Annotated in this window: 13 protein-coding genes; 7 read left to right on the forward strand and 6 right to left on the reverse strand. The window is 45.6% G+C overall.

All coding sequences use genetic code 11. The features are described 5' to 3' along the window. The first annotated feature begins 193 nt into the window (after window positions 1–193). The 3 genes from Q0E19_RS10405 (at window position 194) to Q0E19_RS10415 (ending at window position 2,984) form a co-directional block, all read left to right on the forward strand. Complete coding sequence (locus tag Q0E19_RS10405; protein WP_294409437.1) at window positions 194–1,285, forward strand: hypothetical protein; 1,092 nt, start codon at window positions 194–196, stop codon at window positions 1,283–1,285. A 74-nt stretch (window positions 1,286–1,359) separates the two neighbouring features. Beyond that, the gene (locus tag Q0E19_RS10410) at window positions 1,360–1,803 is read left to right on the forward strand and encodes a CBS domain-containing protein (protein WP_294409438.1); all 444 of its coding nucleotides are present in this window, start codon (window positions 1,360–1,362) and stop codon (window positions 1,801–1,803) included. Continuing rightward, on the forward strand, window positions 1,800–2,984 hold the full coding sequence (locus tag Q0E19_RS10415) for a serine hydrolase (RefSeq protein WP_294409439.1): 1,185 nt from the start codon (window positions 1,800–1,802) through the stop codon (window positions 2,982–2,984). Before Q0E19_RS10410 ends, Q0E19_RS10415 begins: the two co-directional genes overlap by 4 nt. Before the next feature lie 74 nt (window positions 2,985–3,058). Here Q0E19_RS10415 and Q0E19_RS10420 read toward each other — a convergent pair whose 3' ends face one another. The 3 genes from Q0E19_RS10420 to Q0E19_RS10430 all read right to left on the reverse strand — a co-directional run bounded on the left by Q0E19_RS10420 (window position 3,059) and on the right by Q0E19_RS10430 (window position 5,479). Further along, complete coding sequence (locus Q0E19_RS10420) at window positions 3,059–3,406, reverse strand: type II toxin-antitoxin system PemK/MazF family toxin (protein WP_294409440.1); 348 nt, start codon at window positions 3,404–3,406, stop codon at window positions 3,059–3,061. Between the two features lie 187 nt (window positions 3,407–3,593). After that, window positions 3,594–4,337, reverse strand: a complete 744-nt coding sequence (locus Q0E19_RS10425; RefSeq protein ID WP_294409442.1) for a polysaccharide deacetylase family protein — start codon at window positions 4,335–4,337, stop codon at window positions 3,594–3,596. Between the two features lie 71 nt (window positions 4,338–4,408). Then, entirely contained in the window at window positions 4,409–5,479 is a 1,071-nt protein-coding gene (locus tag Q0E19_RS10430; RefSeq protein ID WP_294409443.1) for an SGNH/GDSL hydrolase family protein, read from the reverse strand. 144 nt (window positions 5,480–5,623) lie between these two features. Here Q0E19_RS10430 and Q0E19_RS10435 point away from each other — a divergent pair, with 144 nt between their 5' ends. Next, window positions 5,624–6,508: an AraC family transcriptional regulator gene (locus Q0E19_RS10435; protein ID WP_294409444.1), complete on the forward strand. Its 885-nt coding sequence runs from the start codon at window positions 5,624–5,626 to the stop codon at window positions 6,506–6,508. A 75-nt stretch (window positions 6,509–6,583) separates the two neighbouring features. Here Q0E19_RS10435 and Q0E19_RS10440 read toward each other — a convergent pair whose 3' ends face one another. Next, a complete protein-coding gene (locus Q0E19_RS10440) occupies window positions 6,584–8,398 on the reverse strand; it encodes a beta-L-arabinofuranosidase domain-containing protein (protein WP_294409446.1) in 1,815 nt (604 codons plus the stop codon). Between the two features lie 330 nt (window positions 8,399–8,728). On the opposite strand from Q0E19_RS10440, the gene Q0E19_RS10445 reads away from it, so the two are divergent. Continuing rightward, window positions 8,729–10,126, forward strand: a complete 1,398-nt coding sequence (locus Q0E19_RS10445) for an MATE family efflux transporter (protein WP_294409447.1) — start codon at window positions 8,729–8,731, stop codon at window positions 10,124–10,126. 85 nt (window positions 10,127–10,211) lie between these two features. On the opposite strand, the gene Q0E19_RS10450 is transcribed toward Q0E19_RS10445, so the two are convergent. Continuing rightward, window positions 10,212–10,454: a hypothetical protein gene (locus Q0E19_RS10450; RefSeq protein ID WP_294409448.1), complete on the reverse strand. Its 243-nt coding sequence runs from the start codon at window positions 10,452–10,454 to the stop codon at window positions 10,212–10,214. 334 nt (window positions 10,455–10,788) lie between these two features. Here Q0E19_RS10450 and Q0E19_RS10455 point away from each other — a divergent pair, with 334 nt between their 5' ends. Together Q0E19_RS10455 and Q0E19_RS10460 are read left to right on the forward strand one after the other, a co-directional pair. Then, window positions 10,789–13,740, forward strand: a complete 2,952-nt coding sequence (locus Q0E19_RS10455) for an acyl-CoA dehydratase activase-related protein (protein WP_294409450.1) — start codon at window positions 10,789–10,791, stop codon at window positions 13,738–13,740. 49 nt (window positions 13,741–13,789) lie between these two features. Beyond that, window positions 13,790–15,061: a 2-hydroxyacyl-CoA dehydratase gene (locus Q0E19_RS10460; RefSeq protein WP_294409451.1), complete on the forward strand. Its 1,272-nt coding sequence runs from the start codon at window positions 13,790–13,792 to the stop codon at window positions 15,059–15,061. A gap of 498 nt (window positions 15,062–15,559) precedes the next feature. Here the strand turns inward: Q0E19_RS10460 and Q0E19_RS10465 are convergent, their stop codons facing one another. Further along, window positions 15,560–18,046, reverse strand: coding sequence for a fibronectin type III domain-containing protein (locus tag Q0E19_RS10465; RefSeq protein ID WP_294409452.1), 2,487 nt, complete (start codon window positions 18,044–18,046; stop codon window positions 15,560–15,562). Window positions 18,047–18,280 lie beyond the last annotated feature (234 nt).

Below are 18,280 nucleotides of genomic sequence, written 5' to 3' on the forward strand. Positions count from 1 at the left end.
GCTTTCACCTTTTGAAGCGTCACTTTTACTAAATCTCCCTTCTGAACTTTGGTGACATTTTATATTGCAATTTTCACCCTGAGCTTTACACCAAAATTTCACTTGACATCATGAGCGGTGGGGTGTATAATTAAAGAAGTGCCATAAGAAAGCATTTAGTACATTTATATAGAAACAAACCGAAAGGAACAGTATGAAACATCTGAAATTCAGCGCCGCTTTATGTGCGGCTTTAATGATATTATGTACAGGCTGCTCCGACAAGAACAGCTCAGACAGTTCGGTCAGCGATAACAAAAAGAACACCGTTTCAAGCAGCATTTCTTCCGAAAGCAAGGCTGACACTGAAACGGACAGCAAGGACAGCGAAGACAAGGACGATGACGCTCAGGACAGCAGCGACCTTGGCGCAGGCATACTTCAGGCTTATGACTTCTTCCAGAGCAGCAGATACAGCATGAACGTCCGCTATACTGACAGCGAGGGAAATGTTACGGAGATATACCGTGTGGTAAATGACGGAGATTTCTATCAGCTGCAGAAGAATAAGATCGGCGAGAGCGGCAGCGTAAAAGTTGGCGATGAGTGCTACGATTTTGATAAGGTATGCGGCATTTACCGCAAGAGCAGCACAGAGAGCCTTGACTCGGTCATTGAAACTGTTGTGGATCAGAAACTTCCGAGAACGAACACACATATCGACCCTGCCGATACGGTCAACTATGATGTTGAGGAATATACTTACACAGGGGATACATACATTACTGTAATGGATTTCTGCTTTGACAAGGATAACGGCGAGCTTGTAAAGTACACCACAACATATTCCGTTGAGGGTATGGACGATGTTACGGAAACGAGAGAGTTCTATAATCTTATTCCGTCCGCTCCCGAAAAGGCAGACAGCAGTGCGGCTGACTCCTCAGTTTTGGACGAAAGTTCACAGCTTGATACTGACAGTTCGTCTTACGCAGACACAGACAGCTCCTCTGAGGCTTATTCAGACAGTTCGTCCGTTGCTGAACCATACACCGCTATAAAGGATACAGTCAGCGAGGGCAGTGACATAGACGAATCAGTTTTCAGCACAGCTGTTATAGATAATCTTGCCGACTTCGACAATATGACGGAGGAAAGAAGGCTCGGTTACTGTCAGGCTATTTTCGTTACCGCAGGGATAAGCGCAGACGATCTTGCAAAGGCTGAGTACACGGACGACAAGCTGAAGGCCATCTCCTATGATGATTTTGTAACGCTTGTTTACACCTACGGCTATAAGAGCTGATAAGCGTACAGCGATTTCGGCAATGACAAAAGCATTTTGATTTTATATTTATAATCTTTATCAGGGAAATTATCATGAATATACTTAAACTTCTTAAGCCTAAGGCGTGTATAGATTACATATATGATGATTATACCGCACGTCAGGCATTGGAAAAGATGAAAAACCACGGCTTCACCGCCGTACCTGTAATAAACCGCAAGGGCGAATATGTAAAGACAGCCTCCGAGGGTGATTTTCTCAGATTTCTCCTCAACGAAGGCACTCTGGACATAAAAGATATGGAGAAATATTCTATCGAGCAGATACCTGCAAAGGCAAAGATAAAGCCTGTGAACATAGCCTCCACCATAGAGGATCTTATCCTGTTAAGTATGGATCAGAACTTTGTGCCTGTTATTGACGACAGACACATCTTCATAGGCATAGTTACCCGTAAGGATATACTTCAGTACTGCTATAATGCCATAAAGGAAAGCCATTCCGAACAGGAAGAGGCTCAGGCGGAAAACTATTGATACTTATTAATGTTCTGTATAAAAAAGTGAAAGGAATGGTAGAAAAAATGAAAAATTCTAACCGAAAAGGCGGAGCGGCTATTGTTGCTGTACTTATTGTGATAATGCTGGTCGCTATCGGCTCTGCTGTTATGGTAGTAACAGGCAGAAAAAGTATTCAGGCAAGCAAGGAGATCCAGGCTCCCATGCCCGACGGCTACGATAACTCAGAGATAGAGGTAAACTCAACTCCCGACAGCTCTTCTGAGGCATCTTCAATAATTATTCCGGAAACAAAGCCGTCTGTACTCCCACAGATCTCAGACAATTACGAAGTTATCAGCCTTAAGGATCTCACCTGTACATCAGCTGTACTTCTTGACGCTGAAACTAATGAGATAGTTGCAGGTCTTAAATATGACAAGAAGATCTACCCTGCATCACTCACAAAGCTGCTCACACTTCTTGTTGCGGCTGAGAATATCGACGATCTCGACAACACAACTTATAAATTCACAAGCGACGATATAGATCCGCTTATCGAAGAGAATGCTTCCCGTGCGGGCTTTGAGGCTGACGAAGAGGTTACTGCAAAGGATCTTCTTTATGCGTCTATCCTTGTAAGCGGCGCTGACGGAACACTTGGTCTTTCAAAGTGTGCGGCTGATTCCGAAGAGGATTTCGTAAAGCTTATGAACGATAAGATCACAGAGCTTGGTCTTACAGACACTCAGTTCAAGAACGTAAGCGGACTTCATGACAAGGAGCATTACTCCACAGTTCAGGATCTTGCGGCTATAACAAAGGCTTGCCTTGACAACGATATCTGCCGTGAGGTACTTCTTTCAAAGAGCTATACAACTTCAAAGACAAAGCAGCATGAGGACGGCATCACACTCAACAGCATTTTCCACCAGAGATATGACGGCTACTGGATAGACGTTGACGGCGATGATGATGCTGACGCTGAGGTACTCGGCGGAAAGACAGGATTCACAGACGAGGCTATGTTCACACTTTCTTCTGTTATAAAGTATGACGGCAAGGAATACATCTGCGTTACAGCTCATTCCGACGGAGAGCTTACTTCTGTTGAAGACACAATAGCCATTCTTGAACATTATCTCCCAGGTTCAACAAAGACTGCTGACAGCGGTTCGGACGATACAAGTTCCGTCAGCGACAGCAGCAAGGCTTCCTGATAAAAGATAAAAATACGACAGCAAAGCGGACAGTACCGATAAAACGATACTGTCCGCTTTTTACTATCTATACGCTAGATGTTAAGTCCGAAACTTACAGAAAGCGCAGAATTTACGGCGGACATAGAGCTTACGTCAAGAGTACCCATTTTTTCTCTAAGCCTTTTCTTGTCTAATGTACGGATCTGCTCAAGAAGAACTACGGAATCCTTTGCAAGTCCGCAGGTGCCTCCGCCCAGCTCTATATGTGTCGGCAGCTTTGCCTTTTCCCTCTGGCTCGTTATAGCGGCGGCAATTACCGTCGGTGAGTGCTTATTGCCAACATCGTTCTGAACTATGAGAACCGGACGAAGACCGCCCTGCTCCGAGCCAACAACGGGACTCAGATCCGCATAATAAATATCGCCTCTGTGAACTGTCACTTTGATACACTCCTTATTCTTTGTTTGTGACTATTATTCCCGTCTGAGATAAAAATAATCACAGCCGATAAAATTTTGCAGGGCTGTTTTATTTTATGCCTGAGTACACGTCCTTGTGAAAATTATGAAAGCGTATAAAAACAAAAGCGGACAGCGCAAAGCCGTCCGCTTTTATCATATTTAAAGATCAGTACATTGTTGTCTGCTGTGCAGTGGAATAGAGTATCTTATCCGTGCTTGGCTCTATGCCCTTTGCGTGGAAAAGCTCCCCTACTGTCACAAGTTCATAACCCTGTTCCTGAAGTGCAGGGATTATAGTATCCAGCGCCGCAACGGTTCTGTCATTGCCCTGCATATCGTGGAGCAGGATTATTGCGCCGTCCTGAGCCTGTGCAAGCACCTTTTCGGATATCTCCTCCGAGCTTACCGCCTCGTCCCAGTCATTGCTGCCGAAGCCGTTTATAAAAGGCTTGTCGATAGCTTCAAACATAGTATCGTTTACTGAGATATAAGGCGGGCGGAAAAATCTCGGCTTTACGCCTGTTATCTCGATTATCTTTTCATCGGTGTATTCCATTTCGGCTATGATATCCTCTTTGCTCATCTCAGCCATATTGGAATGAGTTCTCGAATGGCTGTTTATCTCGCAGCCCATATCGAAGGCTCTCTTCACTGTGTCTGCCGTACCCTCGCTGATGTTGTTGCCCACAAGGAAGAAAGAACCTCTTGCGTTGTATTTTTCAAATGCGTCAAGCACCTGATTTGTTGTGACAACGGCAGGGCCGTCATCGAATGTGAGTGCGATGACCTTTCCGTATTCTGACGGATCTTTATATGTGACCTCTGTCTGAACAGTTGTCACTGTCGTTTCGGCGGTGCTTTCAACTGCCTTGCTCTGATTATTTTCATTGTTTGCTGAACAGCCTGACATAAAAATCGATCCTCCTGTTAATGCAGCGCACAAAACGCTTTTTATACGCATATTAAAATTTTCTTTCATATTTATATACCGCTGCCGATAATATTTTTTATCTCCTGCACTACTGCGGCGGAAGCCTTTGAATGGGTCTTTGCGGTAGGGTGCCAGTTTGCTGCAAAGCCGTCCTCAGCGCCGTTCTGTTCTGTAAGGTGCAGCGAGCTTATGTTCTTATCCCCTGTTTCAGCCTTGTATTCCTCACAGACCTTTTCAACATAGGGGTACATATTATGCTCCATCATACCAAGCACGCAGAGGATATACGCATTAGGGTTAAGCTCCCTCACCTCTTTGAGGAACGCTTTGTAACTGTCCTTATATTCAATTCTGCGCTGCTCGTCGCTGCCGCAATAGCTGTCGTCATTCGTGCCGAGGTTTATAACCACTATCTGCGGAACATATCTGCCGAAATCCCAGCTTATATCCTGCGGCTTTTTATCACCAAAGCTGCCGTAGGTAAATCCATGGGACTTATAGAACTGCGGTATGGTCTGGTCGGGTTTTTTAGTCCCATCACCTGTCCAGCCGGAAATTATGCCGTAGCCGCTGGCGGAAAACATACTGTACTCAGCGTCAAGAGCCTTTGCGGTCTTATACGCATAAGCTTTTGTCACGTCCTCTGTGTGAGTTGAGAAAGGGTTCTCAGCCACTTCATCGTCAACTCCGTAACCGCAGGTTATGGAATCGCCGATAAACTCAATGCGCAGCGGTTTTCTTTCAACCGGTGTGAACTCTGCGCACTCGTCAGCCTCAACAGGCTTTATGCCCACGGCAGACATTGCGCACTCGGACAGCTTTATTATATTGATCTCTGCATTTTTCACAGGCTTGTCTATGACCGTAAAGCTTTCCTCATTTTTGCATATCATCTTATCCAGCACTCTTTCGCCGTTCACGCAGACTGCAAGGCGGCATTTGTCGATATCATTGCCATGTTCGGCAACATAGTCGCCGACAGCTGTGACAACAAGCTTTTCACCCGAAAAGATGAACTCTGCACCGCTGCCGCTCATTCCGCACCAGAGTATGCCGTTTTCGTCCGTATATGTTCTTCCGTTAAGCTTTGCTGTTTTTTCGTCCAATACTTTAGTTATCATATCTTTTATTTTTCTCCTATAATAAATTTCTTTCTAACATTATAGCACTTTTTCTGAAATTATTCAATACAAATAATTGCTCTGTTAGATTTTTTGTGCTATAATATATGCAGAAAATCATGCATTTTTACGGAGGTCGGACCTATGGGTTACATATATACCGATTCAGCTTGCTCCGCTCAGCCGCTCACCTATTTCAACTGCGGAAACCTCATAAGCCGTGACGGTTTTCTGCATCAGAAAAGGACTCTCGGCTGCTGCGTTTTTATACTTGTCCTTGAGGGTACGCTTTACATTTCACAATGCGGAAAGGAATACAGCGTATCAAAGGGGCAGTTCGTTTTTCTGCGTGAAAACTGCGAACACAGCGGTACAAAAGCCTCTGAGGGCAGGCTTTCCTACCTGTGGGTACACTTCAGCTTGGGAGATGTTCAAGGCGGCTGGGAATATGCCGATTCTCTCACTAGCGGCGAAGCAGAAGATATTATCCGTCGCTCAGCCTATTTTATCGAGGAATACGGCACAGCACAGAGCTTTCAGCGGCTCAGTCTGCTTTTTCATCAGCTTATGGATTATTCGAGGCAGGAAAATATCTGCAAAAATATGCTGCCCTATGCGGTGAGTATGCTTATGATGGAGCTTACGCAGGAAAGTGCTGCAAAGCTGCGCAGTACGAACAGCCTTTCCCCTGTCATATCGGCGGTGAGCGAATGGATAAGGTCGAACTGTCACCGCAGCATTTCCATATCCTCCGTTGCGGAAAATTTCCACTACAATCCGCAGTACATCTCGGCACGTTTCAAAAAAGAAACGGGGCAGACCATAACCGCATACATAAATTCCACAAGGATAGAGCTTTCAAAAACTCTCCTCGCCAACAGCGACATAAGCATAAAGGAAGCTGCATACTCCTGCGGATTTGCCGATGAAAAATACTATATGCGCATATTCCGTGAAAGGGAGGGCATGACCCCTTTGCAGTACAAAAACGCTTTCCACAAAAAGCACATCAACAATTCCGACCATTAATAACGCAGGCGGACAGCAAGCTTTGAAAATGCTGTCCGCCGTTTTTATTGCATTATTGATTTATTGCATTGCTGCTTATTTCTTGGTGAAATATACGGTGTATACCTCGTCTGTGATCTCATACAGCGGCTTGAAAAGGATATTTTCAGACTGGTTTCTTGTTCTCCAGCAGTTCTGCTTCCAAGGGAAGGTGCTGTATGTATGCTCGATTTGCTTTATCATAAACTCTTCAGGATCGTCAAAGTTTCCTGTAAGTCCGCAGTCCTTATCGCAAAGACCTGCAAGGACGATAGGTCCGTCCACCAGAGCCGCAAGCTCAGGCATATCGGGCAGAGATTCCATTACAAGCTTGCTTGGGAAGAATATCTTTATCGTGCTGTCCTTCCACTCCCCTGCTATGGTCATAAAGCCGTCCTTTATCTGCGGCTTTACGCTCTCACCGTCAACGGTAACTTCGGGTTCTCCGCTCACCCATGACGGAACTCTGAACATAAGCTCAAGTTCTGCCGCTTTTTCTGCGCTGATGCTGAATTTCAGTGACCAGCGTGACATCTGGCTGTCGTCGTTCTCGTCAAAGAAAGCCTGATCGTTGTAATATTTCATATCTGTTGACTGCTCAAATCTCACCTTGCAGCCGTCCTTTTCAAAGGACATTTCAGACGGGATATACTGGCTTACAACAAGTCTGCCGTTCTCCTCGTCCTGCGAATAGATAAGGTCTGGGTAGATAGTCTGCGCCTGAACCATTGTTCCGTGGCAGCACCAGAAATCTCTTGTCTTGCTGCCCCACTTTTTCTTAGAGCCTGCTCTCAGCGGCAGGAAGTAGGTCGGCATACCTGTCTGAGCATTCTGCTGTGCAAGGAAGCCGTTGTAAAGGCATCTTTCGATATAGTCTGCGTACTTTGCGTCACCTGTCCAGCGGAAAAGGTATGACGCTGTTCTTACCATATTGTACACTGTGCAGAACTCCTGATTGTTGTCGCCGAGGAACTGTCCCTGCATATAAGGCGGTACCCAGAACTCGCCTGCGTTCTGACCGCTTGTGCAGTACATTCCCCTGTTCTCAACAGCGCACTTCCAGAAAAGCTCGGTTATCTCCTTCCACTTTTCATCATTGGTAAGCTCATAAAGCTTTGCGGCGCCGTGCGAAAGAGGTATGCTTGCGTTTGCGTGGCAGTTTGTAAGATCGTCGCCGCCGTTCTGCAGCTTTCTGAAAAGTCCGGGATCTTTGTATCGGTCAATGAGTATCTTATAATTCTCCTCGCCTGTCATATCGTAAAGTCTTGCCCACATTTCAAGCATTCCGCCCTCTTCACCGCTGTAAACTGCGTGAGGGTTCTTCTTTGCCATATCGTCGCACCACTTTACATACCAGCCGCTGAGTCTGTTGAGGATATCGAGAGCCTGCTGGTTTCCGATATTCTCATAAACGTCTGCAAGTCCCATTATGGTCTTGTGCATAACGTACTGCGGCGACCATATATACTGGTTGTTTTCAAGTCTTTTGAAATACTTTTCAGGGATAGAGCCTATCCACTCGCCGCCGTTGAGCTGCTGACATCTTGCAAGCTCGGAAACGATCTTTTCGATCTTCACCTTTAATTCTGCGTCATTTTCAGATGCAACAAGTGCGGAGGCTGCGGAAAGCCAATGTCCGAGGAAATGACCTCTCAGCTGACAGGTCGGAGCTTCCCAGCCCCAGTGCAGCTTTGCAGTCGTCGGGTCATCGACTACCTGAAGTCCGGGCATGATTATGCCCGCTTCGAGGTAGAAGTTCTGGAGAAGACATTGTGTATCAAGCTCCATAAGGTAATCCCTGTTTACGCTCATTCTCTCCCTGAACACGCCGGGAAGAAGCTTTACATTCTTTTTGGTTATAGTTTTCAGCATTTTTACGCTCCCTTTTCTAAATTTTTTAATTTTTCTGATACATCTGATCTGTCGATCACTTTAAGAAAAGTATAGCAGAAAATCACGCTTTTGTCGGTAGACAAAACTGCATATAGGGTGTATATTTTACACATAAACTGCTCTGCCGCAGCTTTTAAATTCGTAAAATAAGCCTATTACAAGTCGGCTGAAAAAATGGTATACTATAATAAATAAAAAATTAGATCGTGCAGCGAAAAGCATAAGTCCGGATTTGATGATATCAGACCGGACTTTTTTTCATGCACGATCTTTTTATTTATATCTTTTATAGCTTTTGATTTGAAAGGAATGGTAGTATTTATGGAAAAACAAGCTCAGCCGCTTAACAAAATGGGGACTCAGCCTGTGCAGAAACTGCTCATCACAATGGGACTGCCGATGATAATATCTATGGCGGTCCAGGCGATATACAACATTGTGGACAGCTATTTCGTCAGCAAGATAGAGGGCATAGGTGACGAGGCTATGAACGCAATGACGCTGGCTTTCCCTGTACAGATGCTTATGGTAGCGATAGGTGTGGGAACCGGTGTCGGCATAAACGCACTGCTCTCCAAAAGTCTTGGGGAGGGCGACAGGGAAAAGGCTAGCCGCATTGCAGGAAATTCTATTTTCATCGGTCTGTGTATGTTCATCATATTCTTTATCTTCGGCATATTCGGCACAAAGACATACGTCCTCTCGCAGACAAAGGACCCGTTCATAACCGACCTCACCTCATCATATCTGCGGATATGCTGCTGTTTTTCTCTGGGGGTTTCGATGTATATGACCTTTGAAAAGCTTTTGCAGGCAACGGGAAAGACTATGCAGTCCACCATTGCTCAGATTGCGGGTGCGGTGGCAAACATTATCCTTGACCCGATAATGATATTCGGCTGGCTCGGACTTCCGAAAATGGGCATTGCAGGTGCGGCATATGCTACGGTCATAGGTCAGTTCATTTCATTCTTTATGGACGCAGCTTTCCATTTTAAATACAACAAGGCTGAATTTTCAACATCTCTCAGATACATACGTCCGAAACTTAAAATAATCAGAGAGATCTTCGCCGTCGGCATACCTGCCATACTTATGCAGGCGCTTATGTCATTTATGACCTACGGAGTGAACATAATCTTTGCTCAGGTATCGGCGGAGGCTGTTACGGCTTACGGGGTATATTACAAGATACAGCAGTTCGTTTTCTTTGCCGCTTTCGGAATGAACAATGCTATGATACCTATTATCGGTTTCAACTACGGCATGGGCAGCAGCAAAAGAGTAAAAGACGGCATAAAGTACGGCATGATATACACCATTGCCATAATGATGATCGGCGCAGTAGGACTTCAGATATTTGCCCAGCCGCTGATAAATATCTTCACCCTTTCCGACAAGACGCACGAGCTTTGCATAGCCGCAATACGCATAATAACCCTCGGCTATATTTTCGTAGGTGCGAACATTGCTTATCAGGGAATTCTTCAGGCTCTCGGAAAAGGCGTACATTCCCTTGTGCTGTCGGCGGTAAGACTTCTTATTGCGGCTCTGCCTGCGGCATGGATACTTGTACAGACGGCGCAGGATTATATCTGGGCGGCATTCCCATTTGCAGAACTGCTTGCTTTTATCATTGCTCTGTTTATGATGAAATCTGTTGACAGAAAAGTTATAAAAGCTATCCCCGAAAGGGAAACTGAATAGACAAAAAAGCAAAGGACCATACCCTGTGAAGAGTAAAAGTCCTTTGCTTTTTATTAAAAGGGATTTTTATATAACAGCTGATATGTCAGCCGTTATTGTCTGTACCCGACTGAATACGGCTGCTTTTGCAGTCCTCTTTGTAAAGCTCCCAGCCGATAAAGGCGGAAAGTGTGATAATAAGAAGCACAAGTGATGTCCCCGGGTCACGCATTGCCGCAGCGGCAATGGCTGCAAAGACCGCAAAGTTGCGCACCGCCCTCCTATGCCACTTTTCTCCTCCTGTACATTCATTCACAAGTATAAGTATCGCTGCTATGATCCAAAGCATTTTCCACTACTTCCTTTCTGTTTTTCTTCTTTTTTGATTTTTTCGTTATTTTTCATTCGGTACGCATATTATAGCACAGCCGATTTTATTTGTGGGGAAATTTTTTGGACAGCAGCTCAAAATTGGTCAAAAGAGAACTTTTTTGGACAGTTGGCATATATTGCTTGATCTCGCATATCTGTGGGTAAAGTGCTGAGGAAAAATCCCTGCCGCCTTGTAAATTTCACATAAATACTATTGTTTTTTAGCAAAAGATGTAGTATAATTATAGGGTATAAGTATATTTTTAAGACGAAAGGAGAATGTCTGCAAAAGCTTTGCAGACTGTATATTTATGAGCAGGATCTTTGACCTCGGTATCGACGTTGGTTCGACTACCGTAAAAACTGTTATTCTTGACAACGGTGAATTCATTTATAATAAATATGAGCGTCACTTCTCCAGAGTGCGTGAAACTGTGGCGGAGCAGCTTGAGATCATCAAAAAGCTTTATCCTGAGGATAAGTTCCGCATAGCCATAACAGGTTCGGCAGGACTCGGTATCGCCGAAGCCTGCGGCATTTCATTCGTGCAGGAGGTTTTCTCCGCTTTTATTGCCGTAAACAAGAGCTACCCGAAAGCAGACGTTGTAGTTGAGCTGGGCGGTGAGGACGCTAAGATAATCTTCCTCACAGGCGGCGTTGAGCAGAGAATGAACGGCTCATGCGCAGGCGGTACAGGTGCGTTCATAGATCAGATGGCTGGCCTGCTGGGCGTTACACCGACAGAGATGAACGAGCTTGCTCTCAAGGCTGAGAAAACATATCCTATCGCTTCACGCTGCGGCGTTTTCGCTAAGTCGGATATACAGCCGCTGCTCAATCAGGGTGCAAGAAAGGAAGATATCTCCGCTTCTATTTTTCAGGCTGTCGTTGACCAGACTGTTTCAGGTCTTGCTCAGGGCAGAAAGATACAGGGACAGGTACTTTTCCTCGGCGGTCCGCTCACATACCTCAGCGCACTGAGAAAGGCTTTCAGGACTACTCTTGACCTTGATGAGGAACACGCTATACTCCCTGAAAATTCATCATGCTATATGGCTTACGGTGCGGCTCTCCACGCTGACACACTTGCGGAGGAGATGACCATTGACGAGGCTCTTGACAAGATAACGAACGCAAAGGCGCAGGACAATATCGTTGTCGGCGACCCACTATTTGAGTCGCAGGCTGACTATGCCGCTTTCATTGAAAGACACAAGAAGTCTGACCTTAAATATGAGGACATAAAGACCTATGAGGGGGACGCTTATCTCGGTATCGACGCAGGCTCTACCACAACAAAGCTTGTGCTTATCACTCCGGAGGGGAAACTGCTCTATCAGCACTACTGCTCCAATCAGGGACAGCCGCTGGATATGATCTCCGCCAAGCTGGCTGAGATATACAGTCTTGCAAACCCTAAGCTGAGGATAAAGGCTTCGGCTGTTACGGGCTACGGCGAGGATCTTATCAAGGCAGGTCTGGGTGTTGACTACGGTATAGTTGAAACTGTGGCGCATTACAAGGCTGCGGCTTACTTCTGCCCCGACGTTGATTTTATCATAGACATCGGCGGACAGGATATAAAGTGCTTTAAGATAAAGAACAACGCTATCGACAGCATTATGCTCAACGAGGCCTGTTCATCGGGCTGCGGCTCGTTCATTCAGACCTTTGCGGGAGCAATGGGATACGATATCGCAGAATTTGCAAGGCTAGGTCTTTTCGCAAAAGCACCTGTGGAGCTTGGTTCAAGATGTACTGTATTCATGAACTCCTCCGTAAAGCAGGCGCAGAAGGACGGTGCGTCCGTTGAGGACATCTCGGCAGGACTTTCCGCATCTATCATCAAAAACGCTGTATACAAGGTAATCAGAGCAAAATCTATTGACGAACTGGGCAAAAATATCGTCGTTCAGGGCGGAACTTTCCTTAACGACGCTGTTCTCCGTTCATTTGAAAAGGAGCTGGGCAGAAACGTTATAAGACCTGCTATTGCGGGACTTATGGGCGCTCTCGGCTGTGCGCTTTTCGCAAAGGAGAAGTCAAAGAACTCTGAAAAATGTTCCTCACTCATTTCCGCTGAGGAGCTTAAAACATTTTCATATACTTCAAGAGCCGTTCAGTGCGGCGGCTGCGGAGCGCACTGCAATCTTACTATCATACGTTTCAGCGACGGTCACAGATTTGTTTCGGGCAACCGCTGCGAAAAGGGTGCGGGAATAAAGATCACAGACCGCACGGAAAATATGATCGAATACAAGTACAATTACATAAAGGACACAGAGCTTGCAAAGCCACACGGAAAACCTGTGGCAAGAGTAGGACTTCCGCTTGCGCTTTCGTTCTATGAGCTTATGCCTTTCTTTGCACAGCTTTTCACTGACCTTGGATTTGAAGTCGTTCTCTCTGAGGAATCTACGAGAGCGACATATTACAAAGGTCAGCAGACTATCCCGTCAGATACGGTATGCTATCCTGCAAAGATAACACATGGTCATATCGAGAGCCTGCTTGAAAAGAACGTTGACTTTATTTTCTACCCATGTATGAGTTATAATATCGACGAGGGCGGTTCTGACAACCATTATAACTGTCCTGTTGTGGCATATTATCCTGAGCTGCTGAAAGCAAACAACGAAAAGCTGACAAAGGATAACTTCATTATGCCTTACCTCGACCTCAACAACAAGGTACACGTTTCAAAGGCTATGGCGAGAGCGCTGGGCAAATACGGCGTTACACAGAAACAGGTTCTGGGACTTCTCAACCGTGCATACTCCGCACAGATGAAGTACCGCCGCAGCATTGAGAGCAAGGCGCAGGAGATAATCGCTGACGCTCGTGCAAAGGGACAGAAGATAATCGTCCTTGCAGGCAGACCTTACCACATCGACCCTGAGATAAACCACGGCATACACAAGCTTATCGCTTCACTTGGCTTTGCTGTCATCACAGAGGACAGCGTTGCAGGACTTGTTGACACCCCTGCGCTGGACGTTCTCAATCAGTGGACATACCATTCAAGACTTTACAGAGCCGCTGAGTATGTATGTGAAAATGAGGATATGCAGCTTGTACAGCTCGTTTCATTCGGCTGCGGCATAGACGCTGTAACAACTGACGAGGTCAGAGCTGTTCTTGAAGAAAAGGGCAAGCTTTACACACAGCTCAAGATCGACGAGATTACAAACCTCGGCGCAGCTAAGATCCGACTCAGATCCCTTGCTGCCGCTCTGGAGGAAAAAGAGGCTGCAAAGGTCTGAGGAAAAACGGATATTCACATACTTTCAGTATCTTCAAGGAGGATAAAAAATGTCAGATTCAAAGAATAAAGAGATCAGGCAGTCAGGCTCGGACAGAGTGAACAGATCTTATTTTGACAAGTCAAAGAAGGATCAGTACACTATCCTTATCCCTGATATGCTTCCTATACATTTCAAGCTGATAATGGCTATCTATAAAAAATACGGCTATAATATGGAGCTTTTGCAGACCTCCACAAGAAACGTCATTGACGAGGGTCTGAAAAACGTCCACAACGATACCTGCTACCCTGCGCTGCTGGTAATAGGTCAGTTTATGGACGCTCTTAAAAGCGGAAAATATGACCTCGATCACACCGCCCTGCTCATTTCGCAGACGGGCGGCGGCTGCAGAGCGTCAAACTATATCCACCTGCTGAGAAAGGCGCTTTCCACCACTTTCCCACAAGTGCCTGTACTTTCGCTCAACTTCAGCGGACTTGAAAAGAACGCTTCCATTGATATCACACCTGCCATTGCGCTGAAGCTTGTGTACGCTGTGCTTTACGGCGATATGCTCATGCTGCTGTACAATCAGTGCAAGCCTTACGAGATAACAAAGAACTCCACAGACGAACTTCTTGCCCGCTGGCAGCACCGTCTTGGCAAGCTTTTCGCCACACGCAAGGAATATATGTCTACCGCAAGGATATACAGAGCGATGCTCAAAGACTTCGCCGCTCTGCCGAGGACAAAGGAGAAAAAGCCGAGGGTCGGCATAGTGGGAGAGATCTATGTAAAATACTCGCCGCTGGCTAACAACCACCTTAACGAATTCCTTTTACAGGAGGGCTGCGAGCCTAACGTACCGGGTCTGCTGGACTTCGTTATGTACTGCGCATCGGACGCTATAAACGATGAAAAGCTGTATGACAAAAAGACTTCAAAGACGCTAATCTACGGCATAGGCTATGATGTACTTTACAAGTTCCAGAAGCAGCAGATAAAGATAATCAACGAGCAGGGCATCTTCCAGCCGCCGCACGATTTCGAGCATCTCAGAAAATGTGCGGACAAGTACATTTCACAGGGTGTAAAGATGGGCGAAGGCTGGCTCATCACCGCAGAAATGGCTGCCCTTGCGGAAACAGGCACAAAGAACATTATCTGCACACAGCCTTTCGGCTGCCTGCCTAACCACATCGTTGCAAAGGGAATGTCAAGAACAATAAAGCTTGCCTACCCTGACGCTAACATCGTTGCTATCGACTATGACCCGGGCGCAACAAAGGTAAATCAGGAAAACAGGATCAAGCTTATGCTTGCAAACGCTGTAATGTAACAACAAATTAAAATCACATAAGCACACAAAAATCCCCGAAGATCACTCTTCGGGGATTTTTGCGAAGTATAGAAGTATATATGAAGAAAAATATGATGGAGTTGGCTTAAATTATGTTCTCCTTTTTGGTTTTTTCTTTTTTCTTTAGCTCAGCCGCAGCGTTTTTACTGCGGCGGAGTATCTAAAGAAAAATAAGGTGGAGAAAAAATATATGAAAAAATAGTTGATCGTAGTCGGGACTTTGTGCGTGACTTTTATCTTTTTATGTCTTATCGTCTTTTGTTTTGATGTCAAAAGTCTGTAAGTTTTGCTGTCTGCCGTACCTCAGCGTTTGCTACGGTAACCTTAGGTGTCCCTCTGACCTTGATTATATGATACCTTACTTTTTTGAAAACTATGTGAAAACTGAAAAAAAGCTAGGCGAAAGAATGTGATAGAACGCTTATAAAAATATCGGAGCATTCCACCTATGGGAAACGCTCCGACACACGAATATTCTTATTTTGCTGTGAAATTAAGGCAATCTGAGGAGTCGGAGTAATATGTTTTCCAGCTTGTTGCCGCAATGGCTCTTACTCTGATCTTATATTCCTTTCCTGCTTTGAGTCCCTTTATTGATGTGCTTACGGAGGTAGTCTGTGCGCACTCCTTATACGTTCCGCTCGCCTCGTCATAGAGATACACCTTGTATCCTGTAGCGCTCTTCACGCTGCTCCATGAAATATTTGCTGTGCCTGATGAAAGGCTTACTGTCTTTAGGCTTGCAGGCTTGTTAAGCTTTGAATATCCCACAAGGTAGTTGGAATACTCGCTTGAAGTGCTGCCGTAGACAGCCTTTACTGCCACACGGCAGGAGGTGCTTGCTGAAAGTCCGCCAACATATGCAGATGAAGCTGTTTTATCAACAGTCTTATACAGCACATATTTTCTGTTTGCGTTATCGTACTTGTATATCTCATAGCCTGTGCAGTATTTTACAGGCTGCCAGCTGAGGGTAAACCCGCTTGCGTTATAGTCTGTTACTGCAAGTCCGTCGGGGGCTGCATACTGCATTTTGAACTGGACCATATTGCTGAACGAACCTGCGGCAGTCTGTCCGTCGGCTGTTCTCACTGCTCTTACCTTTATGTTGTATGTGCAGTTTGATCTAAGGTTTGAGATGACCGCTGAGTTTGAAGAAGCGTTGGCGAGGAACTTTTCTGTTCCGCCTTCAACATAATAGATCTGATAGCTTGATGCGCCGTCAGTTTTTGTCCAACTGAGGCGGACTGAATTGTGGTTTCCGAATTCCTTTACGGTAAGACCCTTTGCCGCAGCAGGGGCGGTGGTGAAGGTCGTGACCTTGCTGTATGTGCCGTAATATTTTTTGCCGCCGACCTCGATATACGCTCTTACAGCAGCCTCATAATTTGTGGCTGTGCTTAATCCGCTGAAAGTATATTCGCTCTTTGAAGATGTTCCAACGGCGGTATAGTTCTTTCCGTCGTAAAGGCTTATCTCATAGCCGTCGCAATTTCCGCTGTTTGCTGTCCAGCTGACAGAAACGGAATTTATTGACGCACTTTTCACGCTTAATTGTGCAGGTGATGCGGGGTTAGACTTTATCGTAACGACCGAGCTGTAATCGCCGTACAGCTTTCCGTCCGAATATGCTCTCACCTTTACAGACTTAGACTCGCCTGCCGTTATGCCTGTTATAAATGCGCTTGTTCCTGAAACGGAGGAATAAAGCTTGTATGAGCCGTTTTCGAGAGTATATATCTCATATCCTGCTGCACCCGAAACTGCGCTCCATGATATTTTTGCGCCGCCTGCGATAGCTTCCGTCTGAGTGAGGTTTGAGACCTTGCCCAGTGAAACGCTTACTGAGTTTGATGAGCTGCCGTAATATTTCTGACCGCCGTAGCTTTTATATGCCTTGACGTAGTAGGATAATCCCGAACCCGATGTTACGGTATATGATGTGCCTGTCTGGAACTTGAGCCTTTTTACGCTGCCGCTTGGATCCTTGCTGTAAACCGCATAGCCGTCCGCTCCCGTCACCTTGTTCCAGCTGAGGGTCGTACCAGACTTTGTGACCTTTACGCTGCCTGTGGGCGCATGGTCAACGTCATACATAACGTTCATATCAACGTATGTTGGAACGCCGTCTACGCTGCCGTAGCCTGTATACTGCCAGACATCATAGTCGCCGGTATAGGTGGCTTTTGTTGAATACTCCGCCAGCCATATAGGATAATCCTTGCCCAGCGACGCACCGTCCATTTTGTATGTAAGGTAATAGTTGTTTGCATAGATGCCTGCATAAAAGCCTGCATTTATCATCGTATCGCAGAAAGTTCTGCAAAGGCTGGTCTGAGTGCTTTTGCTCAGATTTGCCGAATCAAGTCTGCCTGTATCGTAGTCTATGCTCTCCACATCGAGATAGACAGGGAGGTCGATATAATAATCCTCCAGCTCGTTTATACAGAACTGAGCCTCCGCCTTTGCCTCGGCGGTATTGACAGCCTGCGAGAAGAAATATACTCCAACGTCAAGACCTGCCGCCATTGCTCCACGGATATTCTTATGGAAATCATCGTCCACCATAAGCGTACCTGCGCTGCCGTAGCCTCTGTAACCCAAGCGGACGATAACGTACTTTATGCCCGAATTTTTTACTGCCTTCCAGTCGATATCGCCTTTCCATGTCTGGAAATAGGAAACGTCTATGCCGTAGCTTTTGTCCACATTGCTGAACTTGCTGTTGTGGGTGAGGTTGGAAGAGCCGTAGACAGCTCCCGACTTTGTGACCTTATCGTAATATTTCCAGTACGAAGGGTCGTCACCGGTAAACTCAGGCATTTCTGTTTCGTCGATAATGACCGCAGAAAAGTTATCGTTTTCATTTGCCGAATCGGTATCATCGGCAAAGACCGTCGCTGACAGCTGTGCGCACAGAGTTAATGCGCAGGCTGCACTCAGCAGTCCTTTTAAAAGCTTCATTAAATATGACCTCCTGAAATTTTCACACAAAAAACTGCATTTAATCTCTTTCTTCACAGTTTACACATATACATATTATATAAAATTTATTACCCATTGTCAAGCTTACAAGCTTGTCAATATATCCCAATAGGTAATATTTTTAATCATTTATTAATCAAAAAGCTGATTTTTGCAGGATTTATCTGTAACTATGCACAATAAAGCGGCTGAAATTCTGTACGATATTTCAGC

The sequence above is a fragment of the uncultured Ruminococcus sp. genome (assembly GCF_934476685.1).
Lineage (GTDB): Bacteria > Bacillota > Clostridia > Oscillospirales > Ruminococcaceae > Hominimerdicola.